The organism is Streptomyces sp. RLA012 (genome assembly GCF_056270325.1).
The window spans coordinates 7,100,784-7,120,236 of the sequence record NZ_JBWDPA010000002.1 but is presented as its reverse complement, the minus strand read 5'-3'; the positions used below and the strand labels follow the sequence as shown (position 1 = coordinate 7,120,236).

At 70.2% G+C, this 19,453-nt stretch carries 15 protein-coding genes and 3 pseudogenes; 8 read left to right on the top strand and 10 right to left on the bottom strand.

Annotated elements, in window-relative coordinates:
• Positions 1-95: 95 nt before the first annotated feature.
• The gene (locus RV986_RS32730; RefSeq protein WP_475920827.1) at positions 96-605 is read right to left on the bottom strand and encodes a helix-turn-helix domain-containing protein; all 510 of its coding nucleotides are present in this window, start codon (positions 603-605) and stop codon (positions 96-98) included.
• Between the two features lie 499 nt (positions 606-1,104).
• Between RV986_RS32730 and RV986_RS32725 the strand changes: the two are divergent.
• The 3 genes and pseudogenes from RV986_RS32725 to RV986_RS32715 all read left to right on the top strand — a co-directional run.
• Positions 1,105-1,467 (top strand): annotated as a pseudogene (locus RV986_RS32725) (discoidin domain-containing protein); the annotation flags it as partial.
• A gap of 57 nt (positions 1,468-1,524) precedes the next feature.
• Positions 1,525-3,960, top strand: a pseudogene (locus tag RV986_RS32720) (discoidin domain-containing protein); the annotation flags it as partial.
• Between the two features lie 87 nt (positions 3,961-4,047).
• Complete coding sequence (locus RV986_RS32715; protein WP_475920826.1) at positions 4,048-4,350, top strand: hypothetical protein; 303 nt, start codon at positions 4,048-4,050, stop codon at positions 4,348-4,350.
• 233 nt (positions 4,351-4,583) lie between these two features.
• On the opposite strand, the gene RV986_RS32710 is transcribed toward RV986_RS32715, so the two are convergent.
• Complete coding sequence (locus RV986_RS32710; protein WP_475920825.1) at positions 4,584-4,967, bottom strand: tautomerase family protein; 384 nt, start codon at positions 4,965-4,967, stop codon at positions 4,584-4,586.
• Positions 4,968-5,125: 158 nt separating this feature from the next.
• On the opposite strand from RV986_RS32710, the pseudogene RV986_RS32705 reads away from it, so the two are divergent.
• Positions 5,126-5,569, top strand: a pseudogene (locus RV986_RS32705) (MarR family winged helix-turn-helix transcriptional regulator); the annotation flags it as partial.
• Here the strand turns inward: RV986_RS32705 and RV986_RS32700 are convergent.
• Complete coding sequence (locus tag RV986_RS32700; RefSeq protein ID WP_475920824.1) at positions 5,542-6,618, bottom strand: GlxA family transcriptional regulator; 1,077 nt, start codon at positions 6,616-6,618, stop codon at positions 5,542-5,544. The pseudogene RV986_RS32705 and the gene RV986_RS32700 sit on opposite strands and share 28 nt — an antisense overlap.
• Before the next feature lie 195 nt (positions 6,619-6,813).
• Between RV986_RS32700 and RV986_RS32695 the strand changes: the two genes are divergently transcribed.
• Together RV986_RS32695 and RV986_RS32690 are read left to right on the top strand one after the other, a co-directional pair.
• Positions 6,814-7,314: a DUF2269 family protein gene (locus RV986_RS32695; protein ID WP_475920823.1), complete on the top strand. Its 501-nt coding sequence runs from the start codon at positions 6,814-6,816 to the stop codon at positions 7,312-7,314.
• 16 nt (positions 7,315-7,330) lie between these two features.
• Positions 7,331-7,870: a levansucrase gene (locus RV986_RS32690; RefSeq protein WP_475920822.1), complete on the top strand. Its 540-nt coding sequence runs from the start codon at positions 7,331-7,333 to the stop codon at positions 7,868-7,870.
• A gap of 4 nt (positions 7,871-7,874) precedes the next feature.
• On the opposite strand, the gene RV986_RS32685 is transcribed toward RV986_RS32690, so the two are convergent.
• The 3 genes from RV986_RS32685 to RV986_RS32675 all read right to left on the bottom strand — a co-directional run bounded on the left by RV986_RS32685 (position 7,875) and on the right by RV986_RS32675 (position 11,076).
• Positions 7,875-8,696, bottom strand: a complete 822-nt coding sequence (locus RV986_RS32685) for an HARBI1 family protein (RefSeq protein WP_475924183.1) — start codon at positions 8,694-8,696, stop codon at positions 7,875-7,877.
• A 274-nt stretch (positions 8,697-8,970) separates the two neighbouring features.
• Positions 8,971-9,456 (bottom strand): hypothetical protein, encoded by a 486-nt coding sequence (locus RV986_RS32680; protein WP_475920821.1) that lies wholly within the window; start codon positions 9,454-9,456, stop codon positions 8,971-8,973.
• A gap of 78 nt (positions 9,457-9,534) precedes the next feature.
• Positions 9,535-11,076, bottom strand: a complete 1,542-nt coding sequence (locus RV986_RS32675) for a DUF445 domain-containing protein (protein ID WP_475920820.1) — start codon at positions 11,074-11,076, stop codon at positions 9,535-9,537.
• A gap of 266 nt (positions 11,077-11,342) precedes the next feature.
• Here RV986_RS32675 and RV986_RS32670 point away from each other — a divergent pair, with 266 nt between their 5' ends.
• On the top strand, positions 11,343-12,650 hold the full coding sequence (locus tag RV986_RS32670; RefSeq protein ID WP_475920819.1) for an SGNH/GDSL hydrolase family protein: 1,308 nt from the start codon (positions 11,343-11,345) through the stop codon (positions 12,648-12,650).
• A 129-nt stretch (positions 12,651-12,779) separates the two neighbouring features.
• Here the strand turns inward: RV986_RS32670 and RV986_RS32665 are convergent, their stop codons facing one another.
• From RV986_RS32665 to RV986_RS32650, 4 genes are all read right to left on the bottom strand, one after another.
• Complete coding sequence (locus RV986_RS32665; protein ID WP_475920818.1) at positions 12,780-13,694, bottom strand: DUF1707 SHOCT-like domain-containing protein; 915 nt, start codon at positions 13,692-13,694, stop codon at positions 12,780-12,782.
• Between the two features lie 10 nt (positions 13,695-13,704).
• A complete protein-coding gene (locus RV986_RS32660; RefSeq protein WP_475920817.1) occupies positions 13,705-14,739 on the bottom strand; it encodes an ABC transporter ATP-binding protein in 1,035 nt (344 codons plus the stop codon).
• A 120-nt stretch (positions 14,740-14,859) separates the two neighbouring features.
• On the bottom strand, positions 14,860-15,699 hold the full coding sequence (locus RV986_RS32655; protein WP_475920816.1) for an ABC transporter permease: 840 nt from the start codon (positions 15,697-15,699) through the stop codon (positions 14,860-14,862).
• A gap of 34 nt (positions 15,700-15,733) precedes the next feature.
• Positions 15,734-16,534, bottom strand: coding sequence for an ABC transporter permease (locus tag RV986_RS32650; protein WP_475920815.1), 801 nt, complete (start codon positions 16,532-16,534; stop codon positions 15,734-15,736).
• Positions 16,535-16,743: 209 nt separating this feature from the next.
• Between RV986_RS32650 and RV986_RS32645 the strand changes: the two genes are divergently transcribed.
• Positions 16,744-19,386, top strand: coding sequence for a transglycosylase domain-containing protein (locus RV986_RS32645; RefSeq protein ID WP_475920814.1), 2,643 nt, complete (start codon positions 16,744-16,746; stop codon positions 19,384-19,386).
• Positions 19,387-19,453 lie beyond the last annotated feature (67 nt).

The following is a 19,453-nucleotide window of genomic DNA, read 5'->3' as shown; positions in this document are numbered from 1 at the left end:
GGACTGGATACTGTCGGCCTCCTGCCGCAGCGGTGGATCCCACGGCCGATCGGCGGTGGTCGTGGCCCGGCACAGGGCGGTGCGGCGTAGGCATCTCATTCCACCGGGTAGCGCACCACCAACACCCCCTCCACATCCCTCCCCACCGCCTCGTACTGATGCGGTACATCCGCCGCCCACCGGGCGTGGCCGCCCGGGCCCACCTCGAGCGGGGCGGAGGCGGGACCAACCCGCGCCGTGCCGCTGAAGACCAGCAAGTGCTCCTCCGTGCCCGGCACATGAGCGGCCGAGCGCTGCACCGCGCCGCTCTGAATGCGGATGCGATACACCTCCGACACCGCAGCCGCGTCCTGCACGCGGTCCGTCAGCACCGCGTGCACCGCCGCGCCCTGCACCGGGGCGGGGCCGACGACCGTGCTCAGCGGCGCCTCGAGGGCCGTGGTCAGCGCGTACAGCGTCTCCAGGGTCGGATTGCGCTGGCCGGTCTCCAGTTCCGAGAGCGTGCCCTTGCCGACGCCGGAGCGGCGGGCCAGTTCCGACAGCGACAGGCCGCCGTCCTGGCGCAGACGGCGCAGCCGCTCGCCCACCTCCTGGGCCAGTTCCATAGCTTTCCGCCCCTACCGCGCCGGTGATGCATCGTCGTGACGCGACCAGCGTTCCACAAACAGAACGTTCTGTAAACGGAACGATCGTGGCGATGCACACGCACCGCGGCTCAGGCGGGGTTCGGACTTACTCGTCCAGGGCGACTTGCTGCTCGCCGGGCCGCGATCGCGTCGAAGCAACGGTGATCGTGTGAGAGGTCTTGACAGGAGCTTGGGCGCGCGGCCACCTTTGGCAACGTTGTCAGACACTCTGGCAACGTTGTCACGCCAACGGCTCCGGCGCCTCCGCGTGTCCGCCGGCCGCGCTGTTTTCTGATGGGACTCACGTTCATGGCAGGTCAGTCACATGCGCCGCGGGATCCTTCCGGTCCTTCCCGGCGGTCGGTGGTCACTACGGGTTCGACTCTCCTCGCGGGATTCGGTCTGAACACTCTGTTCCCGGCGACGAGTTCGGCCGCCGGGCGCGGCGACGCGCTCACCGCGCCGGCGGCGTCGTCCGGTGAACTCGCCGGTTACCGCCCCGTCGAGGTCTCCTCGACGGACTACGCGGCGACTCCGGGCGAGTTCGTCGTCGACCGTCTCGCGTCGCCCGGGGTCCGGGGTCCGGGGAAGCGGATGGCGCGCCGCGGCGGGGGACGATCCGCAGTGGATCTCGGTCGATCTTCAGGCCGACTGCCAGGTCACGCGGGTCCGCCTCACCTTCGAGGCCGACGCGAGCGATCCGGTGTTCACGCCCCCCGCCACCGGCAACAAGGCCGAGGGCACCACCGGCAAGGAGATCCTGTCCAGTTACGCGCTCGCCTTCGTCGTCGAGACGTCCAGGGACGGCAGCTCCTGGACGGGCGTGTACCGCACGACCGCCGGTACGGGCGGGGTGGTGGACATCCAGCTGACCCGGCCCGTGACGGCACGGTGGGTGCGGGAGAGCGACCGGCGCACCACCCGCTTCGGCATCCGCCAGTTCGGCTACGAGTACGACGTGCCGCTGCCCTTCACCTCGTCCGGCGACGCCTGCGCCCAGTCGCTGGAGGTCGGAAGGCAGCAGGCCCGCTATGTCCGTGTCAGGTGCCTGACCAGGGCCACGGACTGGGGCAACTCCCTGTGGACCCTGTCCGTGACCGACAGCTCCCGTCCGGGCACCGACCTCGCCCTGCACGCGGGCGCCACCTCCTCCACGACGGACGGCGACGACCACGGCCCCGGCAACGCCACCGACGGTGATCCCGGCACCCGCTGGTCCTCGGCCTACCAGGACGATCAGTGGATCCGCGTGGACCTGGGCTCCCAGCAGTCCTTCGACGGCGTCGACCTCGTGTGGGAGCAGGCCTACGCCCGGACGTATGCGATCCAGGTGTCCACGGACGACTCGACCTGGGCGGACGTGAAGTCCGTGGACAACACCGCCGTACCGCTGCCGTTCAACACCGACCGGGCAAGCCTGCAGGTGGAGGACTTCACCGCCCGTACGGCCCGCTTCGTGCGGATCGACTGCGGGGTGCGTCATACCAGTTGGGGCAACTCCCTCTGGTCCCTTTCGGTGATCGACAGCTCCCGCCCGGGTACCGACCTGGCCCTGCACCAGTCGGCCACGGCCTCCACGGAGGAGTCCGACCATCCGGCCGCGGCCGCCACCGACGGCAGCCCCGACAGCCGGTGGTCGTCGCAGTACGAGGACCACCAGTGGATCCAGGTCGACCTCGGCTCCGCCCAGAGTTTCGACCGGGTGGCCATCCTGTGGGAGCAGGCCTACCCGAAGACGTACGTCATCCAGGTGTCGGCCGACGGTGACACCTGGACGGACGTGAAGTCCGTGGACAACACCCCGGCGCCGCTGAAGATCAGCGTGAACGGCGTACGGGTGCTGGCCCGGGGCGGCAACTGGGGCTGGGACGAACTGCTGCGGCGGATGCCGGCCGAGCGGATGGACGCGGCGGTGCGCATGCACCGCGACATGAACTTCACGATGATCCGCAACTGGGTCGGCAGCGTCAACCGCGAGGAGTTCTACGCCAGTTGCGACGAACACGGCATCCTGGTGTGGAACGACTTCCCCAATGCCTGGGCCATGGACCCGCCGGACCACGACGCGTTCAACGGGATCGCGCGCGACACCGTACTGCGCTACCGCATCCACCCCTGCGTGGTGGTGTGGTGCGGCGCCAACGAGGGCGATCCGCCGGCCGCCATCGACAAGGGCATGCGCGACGCCGTCGAGCAGCAGGCCCCCGGCATCCTCTACCAGAACAACTCCGCCGGAGGCATCATCACCGGCGGCGGCCCCTACAACTGGGTGGAGCCCGAGAAGTACTACGACCCGTCGACCTACGGCAGCAAGAGCTTCGGATTCCACACCGAGATCGGCATGCCGGTCGTCTCCACCGCCGAGAGCATGCGCAACCTGGTGGGCGACGAGAAGGAGTGGCCGATCGGCGGAGCGTGGTACTACCACGACTGGAGTGAACACGGGAATCAGGCTCCGCAGCAGTACCGGGCGGCGATCGAGGCGCGCCTGGGCACCGCGACGGGCCTCGACGACTTCGCCCGCAAGGCGCAGTTCGTCAACTTCGAGAACGCGCGCAGCATGTTCGAGGCGTGGAACGCCCACCTGTGGGACGACGCCAGCGGCCTCATGCTGTGGATGTCCCACCCCGCCTGGCACAGCACCGTCTGGCAGACGTACGACTACGACTTCGACGTCAACGGCACCTACTACGGTGCCCGCACCGCCTGCGAGCCCCTGCACATCCAGGCCGACCCGGTGAAATGGCAGCTCCTCGTGGTGAACCACACGCGCGGGGCGGTCGAGGGTGCGACGGTCACCGCCCGGCTGTACGACCTCACCGGTCACCGGATCGGCGGGACCAGGAAAGCCGTGCTCGATGTCGCGTCGGCCTCCACCGCGCGCGCCTTCGCCGTGGACTGGACCGACGACCTGCCCGATCTGCACCTGCTGCGCCTGACCCTTGAGGACCACGCGGGTCGTACGCTCTCGACCAACACCTACTGGCGCCATCGGACCCCGGCCGCGATGAAGGCACTCAACGACCTCCCGCGGGTCAGGCTCTCGGCCTCGATCACGCGCGTGTCGCACTCCGGTACCGGTACCCGACGTGAACTGACCGCTGTCGTCAAGAACCGTGGTTCGGCCCTCGCCCCGATGGTCCGGATGTCGCTGCTGGACGATCACAGCGGTGAGCGCGTCCTGCCGACGCTGTACAGCGACAACTACCTCTGGCTGCTGCCCGGCGAGTCGCGGACGGTCACCCTGTCCTGGCCCGCTCACGCACTGCCGTCGAACCGTCCGGCGCTCAGCGTGTCCGCCTACAACAGCTCCCGCACGGTCGCCCGGAGGTAGGGCGGAGGTAGGGCGGTCCTCGGGCTGCCGTTCGTACGCGTTAGCCTCGGTTTGTTCGACTGACGCAGGCAGGAGCGGGAGGCAGCGATGGCGAAGGTACCGGCCGCGGCGGTGGCCGCGGGTGGGCTCATCGGCGGGTACGGCGTGGCCCGGTGGACCAAGAAACGGCAGCTCGGCGGGGTCGTACTGGCCGCTGCCGGGGCCGCTGCCGCGCGGCAGTGGCGGCAGCAGGCCGGCGGGAGGGCCGCCGGGGCGCTGACCGTCGCGTACGTCGCCGCCTTCGCCGGGTCCCACCCGCTGGCCAAGAAGGTGGGCGCCTGGCCCTCCGTGTTCGGTGTCGCCGGGGCCCTGGCCCTCACCTCGTGGGTCGTGGCCGACCGACGGTCCTGAGCCCGTACGGAGGTTGTCGGCGGTCCTGAGCCCGTACGGAGGTTGTCGGCGGTCCTGAGCCCGTACGGAGGTTGTCGGCGGTCCTGAGCCCGTACGGAGGTTGTCGGCGGTCCTGAGCCCGTACGGAGGTTGTCGGCGGTCCTGAGCCCGTACGGAGGTTGTCGGCGGTCCTGAGCCCGTACGGAGGTTGTCGGCGGTCCTGAGCCCGTACGGAGGTTGTCGGCGGCCCCGGCTCAGACGACCTCCCCGCCCACCCCCGAACGCCCCGCCGGGACCCCCACGATCAGCACGGTCACGTGCTCCCGTACGGACTCGCCGAGGACCGCGGTCACCCCTTCCGTCAGGGACCTGATCAGGCGGGCGGACGCGTCGGGGATCCCGGGGTGGGTCAGGCCCCCTTCACGCATGGTGAGCGTGACGAGCGGTGCGGGCGCCTCGCCGGGTGTGCCGCCGGTGCCCCAGCGGTGCGCGGGAACGCCGAACAACTCCACGACGGCGACCGCGCGCGCCCACTCTCCGACCACCGCGGCCACCGCGTCCGTCAGTGCCCGGACGAGCTTCGGTTCGACGTCTCCGTCGAGGGTCTCCTCGCGGATCTGCACGGTGAGGTGGGGCATGAGGGATCTCCGTTCACGTCTACGGGCAGGACGGCTCATGTCTAAGGGCAGGACGGCTCATGTCCACGGGCAGTGCGGCGGGCAGGTTGGTAGCCTGACGACAATTCCCTTTGAGGGCAAAGCATCTTTACTCTCAAAGCTAATAAGAGGGATGGACGATGTCAACGAGCGTCGACGACGCCGTCAGGGCACTGCTGCTCCTCATGCCCCGCATGGTCGGGCGGGCCAAGCGCATTCCGGTGCCCGAGGAGCTGCGGTCGCTGGCGCTCGCTCCGCGGCACCTGTCGCTGCTGTCGTATCTGCTCTTCGACGGACCCCTGACCGTCAACGACCTGGCCACCCGCCTCGAAGTCGCGCCGACCACCGTCAGCCTCATGGTCGGCGAGCTGAGCGGCAAGGGAATCCTGGAGCGGCGGGAGGATCCGAGCGACCGGCGACGGCGCATCGTCAGCATCACCGATGCCCAACGGCCGTCCATCTCCGCGTGGTTGTCGCGCGGGGCCACCGCCTGGCGCCGCGCGCTGGAACCACTGACCCCCGATCAGCGGCAGTTGGTCGTCGACACCCTGCGCGCCTACGAGGCCGCGGCGGCGGACACTGACTCCGAGCCCGGGACCGGGACCGGGACCGGGACCGACGCCGGAACCGAGGCCGAGGCCGGGGCCGGGACCGACGCCGGAACCGGGGCCGAGGCCGAGGGGCCGGTCGTCTGAAACGCGCGGCGGTACGCGTACGGGCTCGTCCCCACCACGCGCTTGAACCGCTCCCGGAACGCCGTCGGTGAGCCGAACCCCGCCTGCGCCGCGACGCGTTCGACCGGGTACGTCGTCGTCTCCAGGAGGTACTGGGCACGGCGCACCCGTGCGCGGTGCAGCCACTGGAGCGGCGTGGTGCCCGTCTGCTCGCGGAAGCGGCGGTTGAGCGTACGGGTGCTCATGCCGGCGTGGGCGGCGATGTCCTCCAGGGTCAGGTCGCGGTCCGTGCTCTCCTCCAGCCAGGCGAGGAGGGGCTCCATCGTGGTGCCGGCCGGTACCGGCGGCTGGTCGTGGACGATGAACTGGGCCTGGCCGCCCTCCCGTTCGAGCGGCATGACCGACAGCCGGGCCGCGTGCGCGGCGACGGCCGAGCCGTGGTCCTTGCGGATCATGTGCAGACACATGTCGAGGGCGGCCGCCGCGCCCGCCGAGGTGAGGAACTGGCCGTTGTCGACGTACAGGACGTTCGGGTCGACGGTCACGGCGGGATACCTGGCCGCCAGGTTCCGGGCCGCGACCCAGTGGGTGGTCGCGCGCAGCCCGTCCAGCAGGCCGGTGGCGGCGAAGAGGAAGGCGCCGACGCAGATCGAGGCGATCCGGGTGCCGTTCGCGGCCGCCGCGCGCAGCGCCTCCGCCACCCCCGGCGGAAGGGAGGCGGCCGGGTCCGCGACGCCGGGCAGGATGATCGTGTCGGCCTCGGCCAGCGCCTCCAGGCCGTAGGGGGCGCGGACCGTGAACGGGCCCGCGTTCACCTCCTCGTCCGCCGTGGCCGAGCAGACCCGGATCCGGTAGGGCTGACGGCCGTCCGGCAGCCGCGCCCGGCCGAAGGTGTCGATCGGGGCGGAGAGGTCGAACGGGATGACCTGGTCGAGCGCCAGTACGGCCACGGTGTGCATGGCAAGAGCGTAGGCATACGGCGGATTGTGGCCAAGCGCCCCTGGTCGCGTACAGGCGCCCGTGGCCAGGTACGTACAGCGGTACGGGCGGCGAAGGTGGCGAGGGCGGCGAGAATCCGTCGGGTGGCGAGAATCTGTTGAGTACTGGCAGAAGTGCCACTTCTGCCAGATCGGGACCGCCCATAGCGTCAGCCCGTGACCAAGTTCCTTCTCGCCGTGCATGTGCTCGCCGCGATCGTCGCGATCGGGCCCGTCGCGGTCGCCGCCAGCATGTTCCCGCCCAGCGCGCGCAAGGCGCTCGCCGAGCCGACGGACGCCCGGGCCCTGTCCACCGTCCAGGTGCTGCACCGCATCTGCCAGGTGTACGCGACGGTCGGCGTCGTCGTTCCCGTGTTCGGGTTCGCCACGGCCCAGAACATGGGCGTGCTCGGCGACACCTGGCTGATCGTCTCGATCGCGCTGACGGCCCTCGCCGCCGTCGTCCTCGGCGCGCTGGTCCTGCCCCGGCAGGCCGCGCTCATGGAGGGCATCGTGGACACCAAAACCAAAACCGACACCGACACCGACACCGGTGCGGGCGGGACGGCTCGGCGGGCCACGGCCCGGCTCGCGATGGTCACCGGGCTCTTCAACCTGCTCTGGGCCACCGTCACGATCCTGATGATTGTCCGACCGGGGTCCACCACGGGCGCCTAGCCCTAGGATCCGGCTCATGCATGGACAGGTGTACGGACCACACGATCCGTCGACGCCATCGGCCCCGGCGGCCTACCTCGCCACGGTGGAGGGCCGGCTGACGGCCGACGGGTGCGCCATCCGGTGGGAGGACTGGGCCGGGGTGCCCGTGCTGGTGGGGCGGCGGGCGGACTTCCGGCTGCGCTGGATGGCGACGAAGCTGCATCTGTTCGTCGTGGCCGCGGCGGTTCCGGAGATCACCGTGCCCGTCGTCGAGGGCTTCACCGAACAGGTGATGAAGTACGCCAAGGACACCAAGGGCGGCCTGCCCGCCGGCCTGCAGAACGGGGTCGGTGCCTTCCCCGTCCTGGTCAGCGGCCGCGTCGATCCCGCCGCCGTGCGCTGGGCGGAGGAGCGCCAGCGCGTCCGGTTCGCCTGTACGGCACGGCCCGTCGTGGTCGACAGCGCCCGGCCGTACGTGGGCATGTACCGGGGCAGGCCGGCCCTCGGGCGTATCTACGCCGCGTACTTCATCGACAAGGAGCCTTTCCCAGTAATGGATCATGACGTTGTGTGATCGTTCAGATGGTGCGGTCGTACTCGAGCTGGAGCAGGACGAGGGCTGCGGCGGCGATCTTCGTGATGCGGCTGGGGTCGAGGCTGACTCTGCGCAGGGCCTTGAAGGTCGTCTTCAGCAGGGAGTTGGCGCGCTCGCAGACGCCGTGGATGCCGCGGATGACCTTGTTGTAGGTCTGCTGGGCCTCGGTCAGCTCGCCTCCGGCGGGCTTTTTGACGGGGTGGCGGAACCCGTCGCCGGCGTTCTCGTAGCCGAGGTCGACCAGGGTCGGCATGTCCAGCTCGGCGGCGATCCGGTTGAGGGCGTCGGTCAGGCCGTGGTGGCGGGCGCAGGTGGTGTCGTGCTCCCTGCCCGGGCGAACCGGTGAGACCCAGATCGGCCAGCCGTCCGGGGTGGAGATGACCTGCACGTTCCCACCATGGTGCTTGTGTTTTCCGGACCACCACAGGTCCGCGCCGTTGGGGCCGGGAGCGGCGACGCGGTCCGTGCGGATGACCGTTCCGTCGAGGTTCAGATGCGTCAGCCCGGCCGCCTTCGCACGCTCCAACGCGGTCGCGAGGTCCGGTGCCCCGGCCGCCAGAACGGTCAGCCCCTCGTGGAGGTAGCGGTATGCGGTCGAGGCCGACACCCGGTTGTCGCAAGCGAGTTGGGAAAGACGGGTGCCGTCGAGGAACCAGCGCAGCACGAGCACGGCCTGCTTGAAACAGCCCAGCGCACGCCGCCCCTTGCGGGTCCCGGCCACGATGCGGTGATCGCGCAGCAGCCGGGCCAGGTGCTCGGCGGTGGACCGCTTCACATCGAGCACGGCGGTGTATGTGACACTGATCGACACGTGAGGCCCCTCGGTCGGATCTTTCCTTCGCAAGATCGTTCCTACCAGGGGCCTTACGCCTGCCCGGACTTGGGGACCACACGGGCCGCAACTCCAGCATCGCGATCACAGCGAGCGACGAGCGCTTACTGGGAAAGACTCAAGGGCTCGCGGTACTTCTCGGTCCGCTGAGCCATCGCCGGACCGGCCGTGGCGGCTCCTCGTTCATTCACCGCCACCCATGCACCACCACCCCAAGCACCACCACCGCCCTCCACGGCTCCCGCGCTCACCACCACTGCGCGAGCGTCAGCTCCTCGTCCACCGCGTCGGGCGAGTCCGACGCCGTCCCCCGTCCCGCCCTGAACCGGCGCGCCACCATCGTCGCGATCAGCACCCCCGCCGCGACCACCAGCGTGAAGAACGCCCACGCCAGCGGCCAGACCGCCGCGTCCGGGGGCTCCGGATGGGTGTGGAAGGAGAGGTACATCAGCGCGGCCGGCGGCACCGCCACCAGCAGCAGGGGCCAGGCCATCGCGTCCCGGCGGCCGAAATAGGCGGCCAGGAGCAGCAGGACCACGGCGAGGAGAACGACACCGAGGACGGTCACCGAGGACGTCTCGGTGAGCTCCCCCGTCGTCCCGGGGCGGTTGCGCAGATCCCAGGGAACGCAGAGGAGGTACGCCGCACCGGAGAGGGCGGCGCCGAGCACGCGCGTCAGCCAGCGTTCCGGCCAGGGGCGCGTTCGCAGAGGGCCTAACAGCTTCTCGGTCATGTGTACGAGAGTCCCCGCCCGGGCGGCGGGCCGACAGAGTATGCGTACTCAGGTACGCCTACTCAGTTGCTCACCTGCTCACGCCACCACCACCCGCGACACCGTATAGATCAGCAGCCCCGCCAACGACCCGACCACCGTGCCGTTGATCCGGATGAACTGCAGATCGCGGCCGATGTGGGCCTCGATCTTCTTGGTCGTGTGCTCGGCGTCCCAGCCGGCCACCGTGTCGGTGATGAGGGAGGTGATCTCCTTCCGGTACGTCGTCACGACGTACACCGCCGCGCCCTCGACCCACCCGTCGACCTTGGCCTGGAGCTTGGGATCGGTGGCCATGCGGGCGCCCAGCGAGAGCAGGGAGGCCCGCACGCGCAGCCGCAGCTCGCTGCGCTCGTCCTCGGCGGCGGACACGATCATGGAGCGTACGGCCGTCCAGGCGGAGGCGATCAGGTCCTGGACCTCGCCGCGGCCGAGCACCTCGCCCTTGAGGCGCTCCACGCGCGCGCGGGTGTCGGCGTCGGACTGGAGGTCGGCGGCGAAGTCGGTGAGGAAGCGGTCGAGGGCACCGCGGGCCGGGTGGGAGGGGGCGTCGCGCATCTCGGTGACGAAGCGGAGCAGCTCCTTGTAGACCCGCTCGCCGACCTTCTTGTCGACGAAGCGCGGGGTCCAGCCGGGCGCGCCGCCCTGGACCGCGTCCATGACCTGCTCGTCGTGGAACACCAGCCAGTCGTGGGCGCGGATGCAGATCAGGTCCACAACCCGCTTGTGGCCGCCGTCCGCGACGATCTTCTCCAGCATCTTCCCTATGCCGGGCGCGATCTCCTGGGCGTCGGCGCGGCGCGTGATCGCCTCGCCGACCACCGCCTGCACGTCGGAGTCGCGCAGCACGGTCAGGGCCCCTCTGAGCGCGGTGGCGAGCTCGGCGGTCACCCGGTCGGCGTGCTCCGGTTCGGCGAGCCAGGCGCCGAGCCGGCTGCCGATGCCCACGGCCCGCAGCCGCTGTCGTACGACGTCGGAGGAGAGGAAGTTCTCCCCCACGAACTCGCCCAGCGACACACCCAGCTGGTCCTTCTTGGTGGGGATGATCGCGGTGTGCGGGATGGGCAGGCCGAGCGGGTGGCGGAAGAGGGCCGTGACCGCGAACCAGTCGGCAAGCGCGCCGACCATGCCGGCCTCGGCCGCCGCGGCGACATAGTCGGCCCAGGGGCCCGCGCCCGCGTGGGACGCCCACTTGGCCAGGACGTACACGAGGGCGACGAAGAGCAGCAGTCCGGTCGCCATCGCCTTCATACGGCGGACACCGCGGCGTTTCTCCTCGTCGGCGGGGCTGAACGAGGTCATGGCGCGGTTCGGCGGGACGGGGGCGGCCGACGCACGGTGACCGTCGCGACCGGGGGCGGCCGGCGCGCGGCCGGAGGAGGCCACGGCGGTCGGCGCACGGTCGGCCGGAGCGACGGCGGTCGGCGCGCGGTTCGTGGGGGCGCCCGGCCGGGCATGCTGCCCTACGGCGCCCGCTTGTTCCAATTCTGTTGATTCTGTTGGTTCTGTTGGTTCTGTTGGTTCTGTTGGTTCTGTTAGTTCCGTCGGTTCCGTCGGTTCCGTCGGTTCTGTCGGTTCCATTCACTCCACCCGTTCGCCGAGCCCGGTCGAGGGCCCCGTACATATTGTCCCTTCCTGGCCGACTCCTGGAACGGAACAGGAGTTCCCCACGTATGTACGGGCGGGGGAAACCCGGGGGAATTCCGGGACACCTCGGGGGTGTCTCGGGGGCATCTCGGGGTCGCCCCGAGAGGGGCCCGGCGTTCCCCCTACCCCACCCCATGCCACATCATGTGATCATCACTTCGGAGCCCCGGGCTCCCCTCTCCCGAGGAGACGCGCACCGCATGACCAAGCGCCACGGTTATGCCCTGCTGGCCGCGATCATCGCCGTCGTCGTAGCCATTTCCGGAGCCATATACGTGGGTGTCGCCGCCGACGACGGCACCCGTAACGCCCTCGCCGACCACCCCTCACGGAGCTCGGCCGCCCCCGCCACCACCGGCACCTGGGTCGGCGCCTGGTCGGCCGCCCCCTCCGGAGGCGAGCCCGGCACCGGGACGAACGGCATGGCGGGCCGCTCCGTGCGCAACGTCGTGCACGCGGACGTCGGCGGCACCAGGGCCCGCATCACCCTGTCCAACCTCTACGGACGCAAGCCGCTGACCATCACGCACGCCTCGATCGCCGTCGCCGAGAGCGACAACGACGCGGCGGCGGCCGCCGGCACCATGCGCCGCCTCACCTTCGGCGGCAGCACCACGGTGACCGTCCCGGCCGGGTGGCAGGTGACGAGCGACGCCGCGTCCGTCCGCATCCCCGACGACTCCGACCTCCTGGTGACCACGTACTCCCCGACCCCGTCCGGTCCGGTCACCTACCACCAGTTCGCGCGGCAGATCTCCTACGCCGCCACGGGCGACCTCACCGAGGACGTGACCGGCACCCCCTACACGGCGCAGACCCAGCACTGGCGCTATCTGACCGCCCTGGACGTACTGAGCGACGAGTCGGCCGGCACCGTCGCCGTCCTCGGCGACTCGATCACCGACGGCATCACATCCACGATCGGCGCCGACCGCCGCTGGACGGACGTCCTCGCGGACCGGCTGCGCGCGGCGGCCGGATCCGGCGACGCGCCCCGCTACAGCGTCGTCAACGAGGGAATCAGCGGCAACCGCGTACTGATCGACGGCATCGGCCCGAGCGGTCTGAAGCGCTTCGACCGTGACGTACTCGGCCGTACGAACGTGAAGGCCGTCGTCATCGACCTCGGCGTCAACGACATCCTGCGCGAGCCGCAGGTCGTCGATCCGCGGACCGTCACCGACGGCCTGCGGGAGCTGGTGCGACGGGCGCACGCGCGTGGGCTGCGGGTGGTCGGGACGACCCTGATGCCCTTCGGGGGGATCCGCGGCTACACGAACGGGCGCGAGGCGGTCCGGCAGGCCATCAACGCGGAGATCCGGGCGGGGAAGGTGTTCGACGCGGTCGTCGACTTCGACAAGGAGTTGCGGGACCCGTACGATCCGCGCCGACTGCGGTCGGACTACGACTCGGGGGACCATCTGCACCCCAGCGACAAGGGGTACCGGCAGATGGCGGAGGTGTTCGACCTGGGGGATCTGAAGGGCGCGGCGCGGGCGGCTCTGTAGTCGTCGTTTGACGGTCGGCGATCGCCGTTTGACGGTCGTCGGTTGGCGGTCGTCGGTTGGCGGTCGTCGGTTGGCGGTCGTCGGTTGGCGGTCGTCGGTCGGGGGCGGGGCCGTCGTGGCTTGTCTCGGCTAGTAGTCGCCGTGCCTTCGCCGGTGACGCTCCTCCCGGCGCTCCCGGTGGCGCTCGCGGCGCTCCTCCTGGCGCTCCCTGCGCTGCTCGTGGCGTTCGCGCATCAGGTCGTGGGCCTCGTCCAGGGCATCGAACATGTCCCCCAGCCCCTCGCGGCCGTCGCCGCGCGCCCCCTCCAGCCCCTTGCGGGCCGCCTTGCGCTCCAACTTCTCCTGCCGGCGCTCCTCCTTCAGGCGCAGCCGCTCGGCCCGGGTCAGCTTGCGCTCCACACCGACGCCGCCCCAGAAGGCGAAGCCCGTGACGATCACACGCGGGGCACCGGGGTCCCCGGGACGCCCCTCCTCGCGGTGGTCGAAACCGCCCATGATGCCGATACCGCGGACGACGACCTCGACGCCGGGCGGTACGACGACATTCATGCCGCCCATGATCGCGACGCAGTTGACCACGACCTCACGGTCCGCGAAGTTCGCCTCGCGCAGGTCGATCTCGCCGCCGCCCATGAAGGAGAAGGAGTTGAAGCGCCGCGGCACGGTCCAGCGGCCCTTGCGTTCGAAGCCCGACAGGATCGCCACACCCCACGAGGACGAGCCCTCGCCGCCGACGATCCGCCCCGCCCAAGCCCCGCTCTCCACGGGCTGCTTGACCATGGAGATCGGAGCCACGGCCTCCGCCCCCGGCAGATCGCGGGTGATCGGCGCCAGCTCCTTGTACGTACGCGCCTTGAACGTCGCCTCCAGCCGCTCCTCGAACTCCTCCATGTCGAGGCGGCCCTCCGCGAGGGCGTCCCGCAACTGTTCGGCGACTCGCTCACGGTCGGCGTCGGAGGCTCGGAGCTCCGGATCGGTGGGGCCGGGGGCCCGCGGCGTCAGCCGCTGATCGTCGCTTCCCCCGGAAAACTCAGCCTCGGTCATGGGACTCAGCCTACGAGAGAGCCTTCTCCTCGTACATGCGGCTGATGACCGCCTCGATGTCCGGCTCCCGCACCGAGAGGTCCACCAGGGGGTATTCGGCCGCGATCCGCGCCACCAGGGGCGCCGCCGACGCCGCCGCGGGAAAGGCCAGCCACTGCCGGGGCCCCTCCACCTTCACCACCCGCGCCGACTCCACCTCGATGGGCGGCAGCTCCCGCTCCAGGTCGACCACCAGGGTCCGCTCGCTCTCCCCCGCCTCGTGCAGCCCGGTCAGCGGACCGTCGTACATCAGCCGCCCGTGATCGATGACCATCACCCGTCGGCACAGTTGCTCGATGTCGGTGAGGTCGTGCGTGGTGAGCAGGACGGTGGTGCCGCGTTCGGCGTTCAGGTCCCGCAGGAACTCCCGGACCCTGGCCTTGCTGATCACGTCCAGGCCGATCGTCGGCTCGTCGAGGTAGAGGACCTCGGGGTCGTGCAGCAGCGCCGCCGCGATGTCACCGCGCATCCGCTGCCCCAGGGAGAGTTGCCGCACCGGGACGTCCAGCAGGGCACCCAGGTCGAGGAGTTCGACACAGCGGTCGAGGTTCTCGCGGTAACGGGCGTCAGGAATCCGGTACATGCGGTGCATCAGCCGATAGGAGTCGATCAGCGGGAGGTCCCACCACAGGGTCGTACGCTGCCCGAAGACGACCCCGATGCGCTGCGCGAGCCGGGTCCGTTCGCGGGACGGATCGATGCCCGCGACCCGCAGCCGGCCGCCGCTCGGGGTGAGGATGCCGGTCAGCATCTTGATGGTGGTCGACTTGCCCGCGCCGTTCGGTCCGATGTAGCCGACCATCTCACCGCGCGACACCCTGAAGGAGAGGGAGTCCACGGCCCGTACCTGGCGCCGCTCGCTGCGCAGGAAGCCGGTCTTCTTGCGTACGTCGAAGACCTTCTCGACACGGTCGAGTTCGATGAACCCGTCCACCGGATCCACCGGATCCACCGGACCCACCGGACTCACCGGACTCACCGGACTCACCGGACTCACCGAATCCATCGCCAGGCCTCTCTCCACGCCGGTTCCCGTGCCTTCCACCTCTGCGCCTTCCACCTCTGCGCCTTCCGCTTCCGTGCGTTCCACTTCAGTGCGTTCCACTTCCGTGCCTTCCACGTCGGCTCAGCTCCCCGTGCTGCGATACGAACGAAGCCCCGCCCGCCAGGCGACCCCCGCCAGCGCGCAGCAGCCCGCCGCGACCAGGGGCGGGGTGAAGGCGACCCAGGTCGGCAGGTCGAGCGGATAGGGCCGCCCCAGCACGTACAGCGCCGGCAGCCAGTTCACGAAGGCCAGCGGGAGGACGAAGGTCACCCCGCGCACCAGGTCCTTGGCGAAGACGGTCGGCGGGTACTGCAGGAGCGTGCTGCCGCCGTACGTGAAGGAGTTCTGCACCTCGGAGGCGTCCTGCGCGACGAACTGGAACGCCGCGCCCGCCACGAACACGGCCGAGAAGATCGCGCCGCCGCTCAGCAGCATCAACGGAAGCATGAGCAGCCGCAGCGGTGTCCAGTCGATGTCGAGCACGGCGACGGCGTACCCGAGGACCAGCAGCCCCTGGGTGATCCGGCCGAGCCGGCGCAGTGCGAAGCGGTCCGCGGCGACCTGGGCGAGCACGGGCACGGGGCGCACGAGAAGCGTGTCGAGTGTGCCGTCGCGCACCCGGCGCCCGAGCCGGTCCATCGAACCGAGCACGAGGTCCGTGAGCCCGAAGGCGGTGGCCGAGGCGCCGTACAGGAAGGCGACCTCGGGCAGGCTGTAGCCGCCGAGCCGATCGACCTGCGAGAACATCAGCAGGATCGCGACGAAGTCGAGGGCGGTCGCCGCGAAGTTGCCGAAGGTGGTCAGCGCGAAGGAGGCGCGATAGGCCATCGTGGAGCGGATCCACATGGCGGCGATCATGCGATAGGCGCGCACTCCGTCGCGTACGCGGGCGTACGCCCCTGCCTCCAGCTCCTGTAACACCTCTGAACCGTGCGTCGGCCGTTCGTCCACCGGGCTAGCCACCCTGCACCACCACCCTGCGTGTCGCCACCGACTGGATCAGCCGCCCGAGCGCCAGCAGCCCCAGCGCCCAGGCCCCCTGGAAGGCGTACGTGCCCAGCGGATCCGCCGTGCCCAGCAGGACGTCCACGGGTGCCTGGACCAGGGACGACCAGGGCAGGGCGCGTACGACCTCGCCCAGCACGCCCGGGAAGACGTTCAGCGGCAGCATCATCCCCGAGCAGAAGACACCCGCGATCATGGACATCTGCGCCGCGCCCGCCCCGTCGAGGAGCCAGAACGCGGACAACGCCACCAGATAGCGGATCGAGTAGCTGACGACCACCCCCAGCACGACCGCGACCAGGAACGCGATCCAGGTCAGCGGGCGGGCGGGCAACGCCAGTTCGAAGCAGAGCGCACCGAACACCAGCGGGACCACTCCACGCCCCAGCAGATGGAAGAGCGCCCGGCCCGCGTCCTGGGCCAGCCACCACAACTGGAGGTCGACGGGACGGTACAGGTCGATAGCGATGTCACCCGTACGGATGCGCTCGATCAACTCGTCCTCGAAGCCTCCACCCATCGTGGCCATCACCATGAGCAGCGCCTGGGAGAGCCACACATAGGTGAGTGCCTGGGCCTGGTCATACCCGCCGAGGTGCGGTTTCTCGTCCCACAGGGCGATGAAGACGTATGCCAGGATCAGCCCGAAGACGGTGTTGGTGAAGACACCGGCCGCGGTCGCCGTCCGATAGGTGGCGTAACGCCGGAACGCACCCACCGCGACGGCCGTGTACAACCGCCCTGTCCCCACGAGGAAGTCCTCCTTGCGCCCAGAGGGCTGTTTGGGCCGAAGCGCAGGAGCCTAGCCCCCTCAAGGCATCGGCTGCCAGGCATTTTCGGGCAGGACGCGCGCCGGGAACCGGGAACGGAACGCTTGGTGCGACAGTCTTCAAGAGGGGGCGCACAAGGCGTACGAGGGCGTACGGGAACGTACGATGCGAAACAGGAGTCCGGGAACAAATGAGCGACAAGCCGCAGCCGCAGCAGAGCAGCCAGGGCTGGGCACCGAGAGAACCGGAACCGGAGCCGGTTCCTCAGGCAGCACCGAGCGAGCCGGTCACGCCCGGCAAGGCGGGCAAGACGGGCCAGACGGGTAAGCCGAACGGCCCGAGCGGTCCGGGCAAGCCGAGCGACCCGAGCGGTCAGGTCGGTGCGGTCGGCACAGTCGGTGTGGTCGGCACAGTCGGTGTGGTCGATGCGGTCGATACGACCGACGTGGCCGCTGCGGTCGACGTGGCCGCTGCGGTCGACGTGGCCGATGCGGGCAAGCCCGGTAAGAAGCCCCGGCGGAAGCGGACCGGCTGGGGGCGGCTCATTCCGACCTGGCGGATGGTGCTCGGCACGTTCGTCGGCGCGCTCCTGCTCCTGATCAGCCTCTTCGCCCTCGGCTACTACATGGTCAAGATCCCGTCCGCGAACGCCGCCGCGACCAAGCAGAGCAACGTCTACCTGTACGCGGACGGCAGCCAGCTCGCCCGCGACGGCGAGGTCAACCGCGAGAACGTGACGCTCACCCAGATCTCCAAGGACGCCCAGCACGCCGCACTCGCCGCCGAGGACCGGGACTTCTACACCGAGTCCGCCGTCGACCCGAAGGCGATGATCCGCGCCGGCTGGAACACGGCCACCGGCAAGGGCAGGCAGTCCGGCTCCACCATCACCCAGCAGTACGTGAAGAACTACTACCTGGGCCAGGAGCAGACCGCCACACGGAAGGTGAAGGAGTTCTTCATCTCCATCAAGCTCGACCGCCAGAAGAGCAAGGACGACATCCTTGAGGGCTACCTCAACACCAGCTACTTCGGGCGCAACGCCTACGGCATCCAGGCCGCCGCGCAGGCGTACTACGGCGTCGACGCCCAGGACCTGACGGTCGGCCAGGGCGCCTACCTCGCCGCGCTCCTGAACGCGCCGAGCGAGTACGACGTCGTCGCGCACCCCGAGAACAAGGCGGCCGCCGAGGCCCGCTGGGGCTACGTCCTCGACGGCATGGTCAAGAAGAAGTGGCTGACCCAGGCGGCCCGGAACAAGGTCACGTTCCCGCAGCCCAAGCAGGAGGTCGTCGCGGCCGGCATGTCGGGCCAGCGCGGTTACCTGGTGCAGGCGGTCAAGGACTACCTCGTCTCGAACAAAATCATCGACGAGGACACCCTGATCACCGGCGGCTACCGCATCACGACCACCCTGCAGAAGTCCAGGCAGGACGCCTTCGTGAAGGCCGTCAACGACCAGGTGATGTCGAACCTCGACAAGAAGAACCGCAAGGTCGACCGGTACGTCCGGGCCGGCGGCGTCTCCATCGACCCGGCCACCGGCAAGGTCGTCGCGATGTACGGCGGCATCGACTACACCAAGCAGTACGTCAACAACGCGACGCGCCGTGACTACCAGGTCGGCTCCACCTTCAAGCCGCTCGTGTTCACCTCGGCCGTGGAGAACGACTCGCAGACCCAGGACGGCCGCACGATCACCCCGAACACCGTCTACGACGGCACCGACAGGCGCCCCGTGCAGGGCTGGAACGGCGGCTCGTACGCGCCCGAGAACGAGGACAACGTCTCGTACGGGCCCATCACGGTCCGCACCGCCACCGACAAGTCGGTGAACGCCGTGTACGCGCAGATGGCCGTCGACGTCGGCCCCGGCAAGGTCAAGCAGACCGCCGTCGACCTCGGCATCCCCTCCAGCACCCCCGACCTGACCGCCACCCCGTCCATCGCGCTCGGCCCGTCCACGGCCAGCGTCCTCGACATGGCGGAGGCGTACGCGACGCTCGCCAACCACGGCAAGCACGGCACGTACACGCTCGTCGAGGAGCTCACCAAGGACGGCATGTCGGACCTGAGCCTGCCCAAGCAGACCGCCAAGCAGGTGGTGAGCCGGGAGGCCGCCGACACGACCACCGCCATCCTGCGGAGCGTCGTCGAGGGCGGCACCGGAACCGCCGCGCTGGCCGCCGACCGGCCCGCCGCGGGCAAGACCGGCACGGCGGAGGAGGACCAGGCCGCCTGGTTCGCGGGCTACACCCCCGACCTCGCCACCGTCGTCTCCGTCATGGGCCAGGACCCCGACACCGGCGCCCACAAGTCCCTCTACGGCGCCCTCGGCCAGGCCCGCATCAACGGCGGCGGCTACCCGGCGCAGATCTGGGCCCAGTACACGAAGTCCGCGCTCAAGAACTCCGGCGCGAAGGACTTCGACCTCCAGCTCCAGCCGGGCGCGGAGGAACAGCAGCTGCCGAGCACCCAGCCCACCGATGAGTTCCCCGGCACCGTCGGCCAGGACGACGGGGACCAGAGCACCGGCGGCGAGAGCGCGCAGAGTCCGCCCGCGGACCAGACCGAGGGCCAGACGCAGGGCCAGACCGACGGGCAGACCACCGACGGCACCACCACGACGGGCGGCACCACCGACGGGACGACCACCGGCGGGACCACGGACGCGGGCACCACCACGGGCGGCACGACCGACGCGGGCACCACCACCGGCACCGGTGGCACGACGGACGCGGGCACCACGACGGACGGCACCACGGACGGCGGCACGACGGGAACGACCGCGGGGGCAGGACCGCTGAGCGGGCTCACGTCACGAAAACAGTGACCCCTGGGGACACGGAAACGGCCCGCACCGGATCACATCGAACCGGTGCGGGCCGTTCCGCGCCATG